The sequence below is a fragment of the Baekduia sp. genome, assembly GCF_035996765.1.
Taxonomy (GTDB): domain Bacteria; phylum Actinomycetota; class Thermoleophilia; order Solirubrobacterales; family Solirubrobacteraceae; genus Baekduia.
Window position 1 is genome coordinate 38359 of sequence record NZ_DASYJG010000043.1, and the last position, 12389, is coordinate 50747.

10 protein-coding genes are annotated in these 12389 nt (G+C 71.3%); 6 read left to right on the plus strand and 4 right to left on the minus strand.

Annotated elements, in window-relative coordinates; translation table 11 throughout:
* Positions 1 to 16: 16 nt before the first annotated feature.
* Positions 17 to 247 carry a hypothetical protein gene (locus tag VGO10_RS10615; RefSeq protein ID WP_327468016.1) on the plus strand — a complete coding sequence of 77 codons (231 nt, stop codon included), beginning with the start codon at positions 17 to 19 and terminating at the stop codon, positions 245 to 247.
* A gap of 56 nt (positions 248 to 303) precedes the next feature.
* The gene (locus VGO10_RS10620; protein ID WP_327468018.1) at positions 304 to 1089 is read left to right on the plus strand and encodes a fumarylacetoacetate hydrolase family protein; all 786 of its coding nucleotides are present in this window, start codon (positions 304 to 306) and stop codon (positions 1087 to 1089) included.
* 4 nt (positions 1090 to 1093) lie between these two features.
* Here the strand turns inward: VGO10_RS10620 and clpP are convergent, their stop codons facing one another.
* Positions 1094 to 1675 (minus strand): ATP-dependent Clp endopeptidase proteolytic subunit ClpP, encoded by a 582-nt coding sequence (clpP, locus tag VGO10_RS10625; protein WP_327468020.1) that lies wholly within the window; start codon positions 1673 to 1675, stop codon positions 1094 to 1096.
* A gap of 429 nt (positions 1676 to 2104) precedes the next feature.
* On the opposite strand from clpP, the gene VGO10_RS10630 reads away from it, so the two are divergent.
* Positions 2105 to 6019 (plus strand): ATP-binding protein, encoded by a 3915-nt coding sequence (locus VGO10_RS10630; RefSeq protein ID WP_327468022.1) that lies wholly within the window; start codon positions 2105 to 2107, stop codon positions 6017 to 6019.
* A 13-nt stretch (positions 6020 to 6032) separates the two neighbouring features.
* Here VGO10_RS10630 and VGO10_RS10635 read toward each other — a convergent pair whose 3' ends face one another.
* Together VGO10_RS10635 and VGO10_RS10640 are read right to left on the minus strand one after the other, a co-directional pair.
* Positions 6033 to 7013 carry a hypothetical protein gene (locus VGO10_RS10635; protein WP_327468024.1) on the minus strand — a complete coding sequence of 327 codons (981 nt, stop codon included), beginning with the start codon at positions 7011 to 7013 and terminating at the stop codon, positions 6033 to 6035.
* Complete coding sequence (locus VGO10_RS10640; RefSeq protein ID WP_327468026.1) at positions 7014 to 9128, minus strand: NAD(P)-binding protein; 2115 nt, start codon at positions 9126 to 9128, stop codon at positions 7014 to 7016.
* Between the two features lie 173 nt (positions 9129 to 9301).
* Here VGO10_RS10640 and VGO10_RS10645 point away from each other — a divergent pair, with 173 nt between their 5' ends.
* From VGO10_RS10645 to pgsA, 3 genes are all read left to right on the plus strand, one after another.
* Entirely contained in the window at positions 9302 to 9739 is a 438-nt protein-coding gene (locus VGO10_RS10645) for a universal stress protein (RefSeq protein ID WP_327468028.1), read from the plus strand.
* Between the two features lie 117 nt (positions 9740 to 9856).
* Positions 9857 to 10735, plus strand: coding sequence for an EamA family transporter (locus tag VGO10_RS10650; protein ID WP_327468030.1), 879 nt, complete (start codon positions 9857 to 9859; stop codon positions 10733 to 10735).
* A 26-nt stretch (positions 10736 to 10761) separates the two neighbouring features.
* The gene (gene pgsA, locus VGO10_RS10655) at positions 10762 to 11358 is read left to right on the plus strand and encodes a CDP-diacylglycerol--glycerol-3-phosphate 3-phosphatidyltransferase (RefSeq protein ID WP_327468032.1); all 597 of its coding nucleotides are present in this window, start codon (positions 10762 to 10764) and stop codon (positions 11356 to 11358) included.
* On the opposite strand, the gene mptA is transcribed toward pgsA, so the two are convergent.
* The gene (mptA, locus tag VGO10_RS10660) at positions 11355 to 12365 is read right to left on the minus strand and encodes a GTP cyclohydrolase MptA (RefSeq protein ID WP_327468034.1); all 1011 of its coding nucleotides are present in this window, start codon (positions 12363 to 12365) and stop codon (positions 11355 to 11357) included. The two genes, pgsA and mptA, sit on opposite strands and share 4 nt — an antisense overlap.
* Between the last annotated feature and the right edge of the window lie 24 nt (positions 12366 to 12389).

The window sequence follows — 12389 nt, forward strand, 5'->3', positions numbered from 1 at the left end:
CGGGTACAATGCAGGTATGGCAAAGACGCAGCGAGAGCGAGATGCGGCAGCGCGCGAGGCGAAGCTCGAGCGCATCAAGGACCAGGTTGCGACCGGTGATCTGACGGTTCGCAAGATGTCCGACGAGGAACGCGCCAAGTGGGCCAAGCACCGCGAGGAGACCGAGGTGGCGGCCAGCCCAGCCGATCGCCGTCGTGCCGCCGCGGCCCAGCGCCGCCGCCAGCGTCGCGCCGCGCGCACGCCGTAGCCCACCCGCTGGGCTGACGTCCGGGGCACTCGCGTGGCGCTAGGGTCCGCCGCGCCATGAAGCTCGCGACGTTCTTTGCACCGGGCGCCGACGCGCCCCAGGCCGGCGAGGTTCGCGGCGATGCCGTAGTGGCTTTCGCCGACAAGACCACCGTGCTCGATCGCCTCACCTCTGGAGATCGCACAGCCGCCTCCGGCACCGAGTACTCGCTGGCCGACGTCCGCCTGCTCGCGCCTGTTCCGCGGCCGCGCGCGATCTTTGGCGTCGGCCTCAACTACGCGGCGCATGCGAAGGAGACCGGCAAGGAACTGCCCGCGGCGCCGATCATCTTCATGAAGCTGCCCTCCAGCGCCGCGCCGCCCAACGACGACCTCGCGATCCCGGCGGTCATCCGACGCTTGGACTACGAGGGCGAGCTGGCGGTCGTGATGGGCCCGGGCGGCACGGTCGCCGGCTACGCCGTGGCCGACGACGTCAGCGCGCGCGACCTGCAGAAGCGCGAGCCGCAGTGGACGCGAGCCAAGGGCTTTGACAACTCCTGTCCGTACGGCCCGTGGATCACGACGGCCGACGAAGTCGACGATCCCCACGCGCTCCGGCTGCGGACCTGGGTCAACGGCGACCTGCGCCAGGACTCCTCGACGGCCGACCTGATCTTCGGCGTGCCGGAGATCGTCGCCTTCCTGTTGGAGACGATCACGCTGGAGCCCGGCGACCTGATCCTCACCGGCACCCCATCGGGCGTCGGCACCGGCCAGACCCCACCGCAGTTCCTCACCAGCGGCGACACGATCCGCATCGAGATCGATGGTCTCGGCGCGATCGAGCACCGCATCGCCTAGCGGGTCAGTGCTTGTGGATCACGCGGTCGATGAGCCCGTACTCGACGGCCTCATCGGGCTTGAAGAAGCGGTCGCGCTCCATGTCGGTGTGGACCTTCTCGACCGGCTGGCCCGTGTGGTGGGCGTAGATCTCGTCGATCCGCGCGCGGGTCTTGATGATCTCGCGAGCGTGGATCTCGATGTCGGAGGACTGGCCCTCGAAGCCGCTGGACGGCTGGTGGATCAGGATCCGCGAGTTCGGCAGCGAGTAGCGCTTGCCCTTGGCGCCGCCCATCAACAGCAGCGAGCCCATCGACATCGCGATCCCGACGCACATCGTCGACACGTCGGGCTTGATGAACTGCATCGTGTCGTAGATCGCCAGGCCGGCGTAGATCGAGCCGCCGGGCGAGTTGATGTAGATCGAGATGTCCTTGTCGGGATCGGCGGACTCCAGGTGCAGGAGTTGGGCCACGATCAGGTTGGCGACCTGATCGTCGACGGCCGAGCCGAGGAAGATGATCCGCTCGTTGAGCAGGCGCGAGTAGATGTCGTACTCGCGCTCGCCGCGCGCGGTTCGCTCGATCACCATCGGGACGAGGGGCATGGCCCGCACAGTAGCGGTCGACGCGGAATTCGCGCGGCCGCGCTCGCACGCCGGCCGGCGCCATCCACCGCCCAACCCCTTGACGATCCAACCAGGATCGCCCGCGGGGTCGGGCGGCGCCTGGCATCCGCCCGACGCACGACCGCGACCACGCTCGATTCCGCGTCGACCGCTTCGCGGTCGCCCCGTTCATTCCGCCGTCACGGCACCGTTCCCCGCACGTGAACGCCGTTCCGCCGTGCGTCACGCCCTGAGGTCGTAGGACGACAGAAGCGGCATCGTGAGCGCGAAGGGGATGACGCGCCGCGAGGGGTTCACGGACGGACCCGGGATGGACGCCTCCTCCGGACATTCCGCGCCGCATTTCTCCCATGCCCCCCGGCTTCGTCATGATGCGGGCGTCGGACGGCCCGTCACGGAGCCGGGGGCATGGGAGACCCAGACCGCAAAGCGCAGCACACCACGATCCAGCTCTCCGCCGCCCTCGCGGGCGGCGCGGAGGCGCGCGGGCGCCAGCTGGCGCTGCTGCAGGCCGTCGTGTCGGTGGTCGACGCCGCCACCGACGTCCGCCAGGACGGCGACGCGCTGCGCGTGACCTTCACTGACGCGCGCGCGGCGGCACTCTGCGCCGTCGAGCTCCAGCAGCGGATCGAGGCCGACAACCGCACCGCCGCGGTCCCCGGCGTGCTGCGCATCGCCGCCGCGGGCGAGCCGGGCCGCGACGACCGCCTCTGCGCGCTGGCCGGCGCCGGTCAGATCCTGGTCGACGAGGAGCTCTGGGAGCAGCTGCGCGACAGCGAGGAGCTGCAGATCGAGGCGCCGCGCCGCCTCGGTGGGCCCGAGGCCGCGGCCGAGATCCGCTGGGAGCCGCTCCCCGAGCCGGTTGTGCCGCTGCCTGCGCGGCTGGAGGTCGCGCGCCCTGAGGTGTTCGTCGGCCGCGGGCCGGAGCTCGCGCGCCTGGAGCCGCTGCTGGCGCACGCCGGCCGCGGCGGCCGGCAGGTGATCCTGCTCGGCGGCGAGCCCGGCATCGGCAAGTCGCGGCTGGCTCGTGAGCTGGCCGTTGCCGCGCACGCGCGCGGCGCCACCGTCCTGCAGGGCCGTTGCGATGAAGACCTGCGGATGCCCTATCAGCCGTTCGTCGAGGCGCTCTCGCATCTGGTCGAGCACGCTGCCGACGCGGTCCTGGAGCGCCACGTCGAGGAGCACGGTGGCGAGCTCGGGCGCCTGGTCGGCGCGCTGGGCCGCCGGCTACCCGACGCGCCTGCGCCCGGCCACACCGACGGCGACACGGAGCGCTACCTGCTCTTCAGCGCCGCCGTCGGGCTGCTCAACGCCGAGCAGGCGCAGCGCCCCGTGGTCCTGTTTCTGGACGACATCCAGTGGGCCGACACGCCGACGCTGCTGCTCCTGCGCCACCTCGTCGCCTCCGATCCGCGGTTGCGGCTGACGGTCATCGCGACGTTCCGCACGACCGAGTTCGACGATGAACATCCGTTGGTCAAGCTGCTGGCCGACCTGCACCGCGAGCCCGATGTCACGCGCATCGACCTCGCCGGGCTGGAGGCCGAGGCGGTCGCCGAGCTGGCGCGTGGTGCGACCGGCCAGGAGCTCGACGGCGCGACGATGGACGCCGCCCGGACCTTGCAGCGCCAGACCTCCGGCAACGCGTTCTTCGTCACCGAGATGCTGCGCCACCACGGCGACGATCTGTTCGCCGCGCAGATGCCCGGCAGCGTGCGCGACGTCCTAGAGCGCCGGCTGCAGCGGCTCGGCGACCGCGTGCGCGATCCACTGGCCGCGGCGTCGGTCATCGGCCAGGAGTTCGACCTTGAGTTGGTCGGCCGGATGCTCGAGGCCGACGCCGACGCCATCGTCGCCGCGGTCGACGCGGCGGCCGACGCCGCGCTGGTCGTCGCGCCGCGCCATCCGGGCGACCGCTACGCCTTCGCCCACGGGCTGATCGTCACGACGCTCTACGAGGCGCTCGGGCCGGCGCGCCGCGGGCGGTTGCACCGGCGTGCCGCCACGGCCCTGGAGGAGCTGTGCGGCGACGGCACCGGGGCGGTGGCGACCTTGCGGGTCAGCGAGCTCGCGCGCCACTGGCTCAACGCCGAGCCCGCCGATCTGGAGCGCGCGCTGCGCTACACGCAGCTGGCCGGCGAGCATGCGGTCGCCCAGCTGGCGCCCGACGACGGCGTGCGCTGGTATCGCCAAGGACTCGACCTCTTCGAGCAGCTCGGCGGCGCCGACGACGCCACGCGCTTCGAGCTGCTCGTCGGTCTCGGCGACGCGCAGCGCCAGGCGGGCGATCCGGAGTTCCGCACCACCTTGCTCGAGGCCGCCGCGCTGGCACGCCGGATGCAGGACGGTCCGCGGCTGGTCCGCGCGGTGCTGGCCAACAACCGCGGCTTCGTCAGCGCCTCGGGCGTCGTCGACGACGAGCGCCTGCACGCGCTGGAGGACGCCCTGGCCGCCGTCGGCCCCGACGACAGCCCGGAGCGCGCGGTCCTCCTGGCGACGCTGGCCGCCGAGCTGGCCTTCTCGCCGACTGATCGCAATCGGCGTGTCGAGCTCAGCGACGAGGCACTGGCTCTGGCTCGCCGCCTCGATGATCCCGCCGCGCTGAGCCGCGTCCTGAGCCTGCGGTTCGTGACGCTGTGGATGCCCGAGACGCTGGACGAGCGCCTGGCCAACAGCGATGAGAACGTCGCCGCGGCGCGCCGGACCGGTGATCCCGTCGCCGAGTTCCATGCCGTGCACTGGCGCGCGGCCGCGCTGGTCGAGGCCGGTCGCCTCAACGACGCTGAGCGCGACGTCGAGCACGAGGCCGCGCTGGCCGAGCGCCTCGGTCAGCCGACGATGCGCTGGCTGGCGACCTATGACCGCGCCAACCTCGAGATCATCGCCGGCCGTCTTGCCGAGGCCGAGCAGCACGCCCACGAGGCGCTGCAGATCGCCACGCTCAGCGCCCAGCCCGACGCGCTCTCGTTCTTCACCAGCCAGCTGACCAACGTCCGCTACGAGCAGGGCCGCCTCGCCGAGCTGCAGCCGTTGATCGCCCAGGTCGTTGCCGACAACCCGGGGATCCCGGCCTTCCGGGCGGTGCTGGCGCTCGCCTGCTGCGAGGGCGATCTCGACGACGAGGCGCGGCGCCTGCTCGCGCACGAGACCTCGACGGGGTTTGCCGAGCTGCCGCCCGACGTCACCTGGCTGCCGGGCCTGGCGATCTATGCCGAGGTCGCCGCGCATCTGCAGGACGGCGCGGCCGGTGCCGTGTTGTATGACTTGCTCGCGCCATGGGCCGGGCAGGTCGTCTACTCCGGCATCAGCGCGTGGGGCTCGGTCGACCACCATCTTGGCGCCGTGGCCGGCGTCATCGGTCGCTACGCCGAGGCCGAGGAGCATCTGCGCCAGGCCACCGACCTCAACGCTGCGCTGCGTGCACCGATCTGGGTCGCGCGGACCGAGCTGGCGACGGCCCGCGTGCTGCTGAGCCGCGATGGCGTGCAGGATCGCGAGCGCGGCCGGGCGCTGCTGGAGCGCGCCGCGGCTGCCGCGCAGCGGTTGGGCTCGGCGACGCTGGCTCGTCGCGCTGCCAGCCTGCTCGGCTACGAGAAGGTGCTCAGCGCGCTGCCGATGCCGGTGGTGCCCAACCCGAGCGCGCGTGCCGCGCGGACGCCGCGCAACGGTGCCGGGTCGTCGGTGGAGCAGCCGACGAAGTCGGGGTCGGGCGGACCGACGGCGACCCTGCGCCTGGAGGGCGAGATCTGGACGGTGACCGGGGCCGAGACGGTGCGCCTGAAGGATCGCAAGGGCTTGCAGTACCTCGCGACGCTGCTGGAGCGCCCCGACGTGGAGGTCCATGCGATCGACCTCGTCAACGGCCCGGTCGATGCCGCGGCGCGCGGACGCAGCGATGGCGGCGCCGGCGCTTCCGGCGGCGAGCTCGCCGTCTCCGATGGCGGTGACGCGGGCGCGCTGCTGGATCCCGAGGCCAAGGCCGCCTACCGCGAGCGCGTCGCCGAGCTCCGTGAGGATCTCGAGGAGGCCGAGCGCTTCCACGACGTCGAGCGTGCGTCGCAGCTGCGCGAGGAGCTGGACTTCATCGGCGCCGAGCTGGCCCGTGCCGTCGGTCTCGGTGGCCGCGACCGCCGAGCGAGCAGCGCCGCCGAGCGCGCCCGCGTCAACGTCACCCGCGCGATCCGCGGCGCCGTCAAGGCGATCGCCGAGCACGACGGCCGGCTCGGCCATCACCTCGAGCGCTCGGTGCGCACCGGCGTCTTCTGCGCCTACCAGCCGGGGCCGGGAGGACCGGACGCCTGGCACGTCACCGTCGAACGGTAGCTCCCGGCGCCGCTCAGCCGGCTGTGGTTCCTGCGGCGCTCCAGCGCACCTCGCCCGCCTCGATGAGGAAGTCGAAGTGCATGCGCAGCGAGAGCGTCACGCGCTGATCGGGGACGATCCCGAGCTCGGCGTGCAGCGGGTGGCTGTCGAGCTGGTGCAATGTCAGGTCGTAGTCGTGGCGCAGCTGGGTCACCTTGATGTTCTTGGTGATCGCGGGCGCGACGACGACCTGCTGGATGTCGGCGCGCCGGCCGTCCTGCGTCGCGCGGATCTGCTTCAAGAACACCTGGTTGACCTTGTGCTCGTGCAGCGCCTTGCCGAACTCGTAGGCGAAGTGCAGGCCGAGGTCGACCTGGGGCTGCTCGAAGAGCACTTCCTTGAACCGCTGGCTCACGGTCAGGATGTCGCCGATCCCCAGCTCGACCTCTGAGAGCTCGTCGCCGACCGGCGTCAGCGCCATCAGCGGGCGGCGCTCCGGCGACTCCCCGGCGTTGAAGTTCATGCCGAAGACATCGAGGGTCAGAGAATTCGACCCGCCCGCCCCCGCATCGGTCGGCAGCGTCGACCAGCCCATCGTCTTGGGATAGCCGTAGTCCTCGCGGCCCGACAGCAGCGAGATCGGGTTGTCCAACATCATCGCCGCGCAGAACATCCCGAAGTCCTGGGCGACCAACTTGTCGTCCTTCTCCTTGACGCGGGCGACGGGGATCCAGAAGCCGACCTGGGGCTCGCGGACCGCGCCCATCGAGTGCCACGGCTCGAGCGTGGGGCGGATCGCGCCGACGACGCCGAAGGTGACGATGACGTTGTCGCCCAGCGGCCGGTAGTCGACGGCGCCGCCGGTCGGGTCCTTGAACACCTTCGTGCAGAGGGCGTCGAGCTTGGCGTGGTCGGCCTTTAGCCCGAAGACGTACAACGTGGTGTCGTCGCACTGCAGCGGGCCGGGCGCAGAGCCCAGGCCGCCGAACTCGACGTAGGGAGGTAGATCGGTCATTCAGTCGCTCTCCAGCCAGCCTTCGGTTCCGGGGACTACCGCGGGGCTCCCGCTCAGATGCTGCGCGGCGAGTCGGCCTGAGGTCACCGCCGCCTCGACGCTGCCGCCGCAGATGCCGTTGCGCGTCCAGTCGCCCGCGAGCGCGAGGTTGGTCGGCACGGCCTCGCTCGGGCGCAGGCGGAACTCGATCGAGCCCGGCGGCGTGAGCACGTAGCGCTCGCTGCCGAAGACGTTGGCCCGCCAGTACTGGGCCCGGACGCGATCCTCGCCTGCCGCGTCGGTCGGATCGAAGAGCAGGTCCCAGTCGAAGGCGCCGGATGCCGATGCTCGCCCTCCGCTTTCTGCGCCCGGCCACAGCACCAGCGCCTTCTCGCGCAGATGCTCGACGCCGGCGGCGAAGGCCCGCGCGTCGGCGTCGGCCTGCGTGTCATGCTCTGGCTCCTCCATCGTCCCACAGAAGTAGCCGATCGACTGCACGCCGTCACGCGCCGGCCAGCCCTCGCGCGGCAGGAGATGGGTCATGTCGCAGAGCGTGTCCAGCGGCTTGACGTAGGCGCCGGAGACCATGCCGGGCGGGTTGGGGTCCTTGACCGGTCCGAGCGCCTCCGGCGTCGTGGTCATCCAGACCTGCAGCGCCTGGGTGGCGACGGTCGTCGCATGCCCGAGCATCGCGGCAAAGCGCGGGTCGGCTGCGGCCAGGTTCCGGGTGATCGGCGCCAGCGAGCCGATCGAGATGCCGAGCACCACGTCGTCGAAGTCCGCGCCGACCTTCAGCACGTGCTCGGTGGCGCCCGGGGCGCTCTGGCCCGCCTCGAAGGCGATGTCGCTCAGCGCGGCGCCCCCGGCGAGCTGGTCGTAGAAGGGCGCTGCCGGCCAGCTCATCAGCCCACCGGCATCGGGCGCAAGCGGCTGGTACTCAGCACCGCCGACCGTCTGCGCCTGGCGGCGCACGCTGATGCTGTCGACGAGCTGACCGTCCGCCGAGACGCCGACGTCGGTGATCTCGCAGAAGAACTCGAAGCGCACACCGCGGGCCTTCAGCGCCTCGTACATCGGCGCGAAGATCGCGTCGCCCATCCCCGCCTGCATCTTCCACATGATCGCGCCGCGGTAGCCCAGGCACATGCGCAGCATCGCCTGCAGCGCCTTGCCCGCGGCCAGGCACGGCTGCTCGCGGTCCCCGTCGCGGTAGGCGAAGCAGAGCTGGTAGAAGGCGCGCAGGATCGGCGACTCCGCCAGCGTCTCGGGGCGAGCGCCGTGCCGCGCCATCCAGGCCATGAGCTCCTCGCCGTTGACCTGGGCGAAGCCGCCCTTGTCGTTGTCGTCGAGGCCGTCGGTCAGGATGCCGCGAAAGACCGTCGCGGTGACGTCGAAGGTCATCGCGTAGCGGCCGCCGTCGGTGATCTTCCAGACGACGTCGGTGAGCAGGCGCAGGAAGCGGCAGATCAGCGGCTCGCCACGATGGGTCGGATCCCCGTCGACATGCAGCACCGGGCCCGCGAAGCGCAGGAAGGCCTCGAAGAGGTCCTCCAGCTCGGAGTCGCCGTCGTCGCCGCCGAGCAGCTTCTCCAGACCGAGCAGGAAGCCATCGAGGAAGCTGTCCAACGCCTTGAGGTGCAGCGACGCGTGCTCAGGCGGTTCGACGAAGCGCAGCATGCGGATCGCGTCGCGCATCAGCCGGTGCAGGCCGGGTGGCTCGCTGGCGATCCCCGGGACGCCGTCGTTGCTCGGGAAGTGGAAGCGCCGCGGGATCCAGCGGCCGTCCTCGGTGTCGTCGCAGAGGACGACCTCGTCGGTCGGGTGGAAGGCGTCGCGCCAGGTGCGCAGCGGGGCGTCGGCCGGTCGGTCCAGCTCCTCGTAGACGCGGCGCATGACGTCAAACGCGTTCTCGTAGAAGCCGAACCAGACGTGGAGGCCGTGCTCCTCGATGCGCTGCGCGCCGGCGATTTCCCGCCGCCCGCTCGCGCCCTTGCCACCCAACCGCCAGCCCAGTTGGTAGACGGTGACGTCGTAGCGCTCGCGCAGCTCCGGTGTCGCCGTCAGCTCAAAGGCCGCGGCCAGGCTGCCCGCTCCGCCACCAAGGATCGCCACCCGCCGCCGTTCGCTCATCCCCATGAGGGCCGCGACCGTATTGGACCGCGGCTCTGGACACAACTCTGGGCACAACCGCTGGCCGGTTAACACCGCAACGCGGTGCGTCGTTCAGGTGCTCGGGTGAACGCCGTTCCGTCCCGATGAACGCCACGGTGGTGCATGGAGCGCAATGACTGATGCTGGAGACCGCCATCATGACCACGAACATCGTCGTACCTGCCGACGGCTCCCCCGCCGCTGAGGCAGCAGCTTGGTACGCCGGTGCCGTGGCCGAGGCGCGTCGTGGCACCGTTCATGTCGTGGCGGCATGGGAGCCGCCGGGCGCACGCGCACAGGAGCTGGCACGGACGCTGGGTCGTCGGGCAGAGGTGGACGCCGTCTTGGCGGACGTCCAGGGGGCGCTCAGCGCCGCCGGCCTGACGGTCAACGGCCATGTCCGCCGGTGCGGGCTGGTCGCGGCGCTGTGCGCGGTCGCCAGCGAGCATGACGCGGAGCTGATCGTGGTGCCGGCGGGATGGAGCTCGCTGGCCCGTGAGCTGCGCTGGCGGGCCTCCTGCCGCGTGGACATGTTGGTGGTCGACTCCGGCCGCCATCCGGGCTTTCGCCCCTTTCCCGTGGCGGTCGCGCGCTAGGACGATCCCGTCCCGCCTCCCGCCCCCAACGCCTGGCCGGCGGTCGTCGTCGAGTGGTGAGTTCAGGCACCACTCGACGACGAGCGTTGGTCGGGCGATGCGGCTACGGTGGCCCGTGTGGAGACGGCGACCGCCCGAGGCCTTCCCGGCCTTGATCGGGCGCCCCCGATCGGCCTCGTGCTGTGCGGGGTCACCTCGATCCAGTTTGGCGCGGCGCTTGCCGCGACGATGTTCGACGACCTCGGCGCGGCCGGGGTGTCGCTGCTGCGACTCGGGTTCGCCGCGGTCATCCTCGTCGTCCTCTCGCGCCCCCACGTCCGCGGGCGGCCGGCCGTCGAGCTGCGGCTCGTCGCGCTCTTCGGCCTGACGCTCGGTGGCATGAACCTCCTCTTCTACGAGGCGCTGGATCGCATCCCGCTCGGCGTCGCGGTGACGATCGAGTTCGCCGGGCCGCTGGGCGTCGCGGTCGCCACGTCGCGGCGCCGGCTGGACCTCGTGTGGGCCGCCATCGCCGCGCTGGGCATCGTGCTGCTGGCCAATCCGTTCGGTGCCGGGATCGACGGCGTCGGGCTGGTGCTGGTCCTCGGCGCGGCGGCGTGCTGGGCGGCCTACATCTTGATCGCCCAGCGCGCGACGCGGGCCTACGACGGCAACCAGGGCCTGGCGATCGCGATGGTCGTCGCGGCGCTCGTGCCGCTGGTGCCGGGCATCGCGCAGGCGGGCACGACGCTGCTGGAACCGCAGTGGCTGGCGCTGGGCGCGCTCGTCGCGCTGGCCTCCAGCGTGATCCCCTACAGCCTGGAGACCGAGGCGCTGCGGCGCATGCCCGCCAACGTCTTCGGCGTGCTGATGAGCCTTGAGCCGGCGCTGGCGGCGCTCGCCGGCTTCCTCGTGCTCAGCCAGGCGCTCGGCGCGCGTGACCTCGTCGCGATCGCGCTCGTCGTCTGCGCCAGCATCGGCGTCTCGCGCGCGGTCCCGCCGTCGGCGGAGGCCTAGGAGTAGGGGATACTGCCCCGCACGCCGTGCTCCCGCTGAATCTGCCCAACGTGTTGACGGTCGTCCGGATCCTCTTGGTCCCGGTGCTGGTCGTCGCGCTGCTCGGGGAGACGGGCAACGACCTGCTCGCGGCGATCGTCTTCGCCGCGGCGTCGGCGACCGACGCGCTGGACGGCTACCTGGCCCGCTCGCGCAACTCCATCACCTCGTTTGGCAAGCTGATGGACCCGATCGCCGACAAGCTGCTGGTGATCGCGGCGCTCTTCGCGCTCGTGTCGCTAGACCGGCTGCAGGCCTGGATCGCCATGGTGATCGTCACGCGTGAGCTGGCCGTGACCGTGACGCGCATGGCCGCGACCGCCCAGGGCGTGATCATCCCGGCGGCCGGCCTGGGCAAGCTCAAGACGATGGTGCAGGTCGCCGCGATCTTCTTCCTGATCGCCTTCGACCCCACGCCGCTGTGGGTCGATCTGCTCGTCTACGCCGCGGTTGCCGTCACGGTCGTCTCCGGCATCGACTACTTCTTCGGCCTGCGCCGGATGCTCCGCGAGGCCGAGGAGCGGCGCGCGGCCAAGCATCACCTAGACGCTGAGGACCCCGAGGCCGCGCGAACGAGCCACTAGGCGAGCTGTTCGCCGGCGGCGTCCAACCATTCGCGCATCGACATGTGGCGCTCGGAGTAGCTGCCGGCGCCCAACTCGTGCTGCAGCTCGGAGAGCAGGCCGAAGCGCTCGGCGACGACGTTGTGCTGGTGGATCGTCTCCAGGTTCTCCTGACGGGCGGAGACGAACGCGCCGGGCGCGAGGTTGGGCAGCCGCTCGACGACGCCCTTGACCATCTCGCGAACACAATCCTCGACGAAGCGGGGGCGGCGGTGGGCCTTCTCGACGACGGCGCCCTCGTCGGAGCGCTTCATCATCTCGTAGATCTCCGAGGACATCGCGTCCTCGACGATCCGCAGCAGCGTCGCGGCGTCGATGTCGGTGTCGCAGTCCTCGGGGCAGCCGATGTGCAGCGTGCCGAGGCCGCGCTGGTTGTGGGTGGCCACCGGGACGTGGTCGAAGATGCGCTCGATCTGGTCGTCGTCGAAGCCGTCTGCCGTCAGACGCGACCTTGCCGCTCCGGCAACAAGTTCCTGTGCACACGGACATGCGGTCATGCCCTGGGCAGCGACGCCGATCAGCCGGCGCGTTCCCGAGGCGGTCGCGACCGCCGTTCCGAACAGGGTGTAGAGCTCCTGGGTCTGGATGCCCGAGACCGGCGCCGGCTTGTGCTCGGGGTAGCGCGCGGCGATCGTCACCTCGGCTCGCCGTGCGTCCTGACGCTCGCGCACGAGCTCGGCGATGCGCTGCGCGAGCTCTTCAGCCCGGAAAGCAGAAGATCCAAGGATGACTTCGCCGATGACCTCGTTGACGGTCTCCTCGAAGCGCGACATGTGCGCGCCCTTCTGTGCCGGACCGAGGTCGACGAAGCACTCCAGGTTGGCCCAGTAGAGCTCCTCGCGACCGTCGCGCGAAATGCGGATCACCTTCTCGACGTTGGTCACCCCGACGCGCGAGAGGGAGAGGTGGACGGTCGGCTTCTGGGCCTGGACGTCCGGGGAGTTCACGAGGGTCGATGTCGGCTCCATGACCCGAACTAGCCTATCGACCCC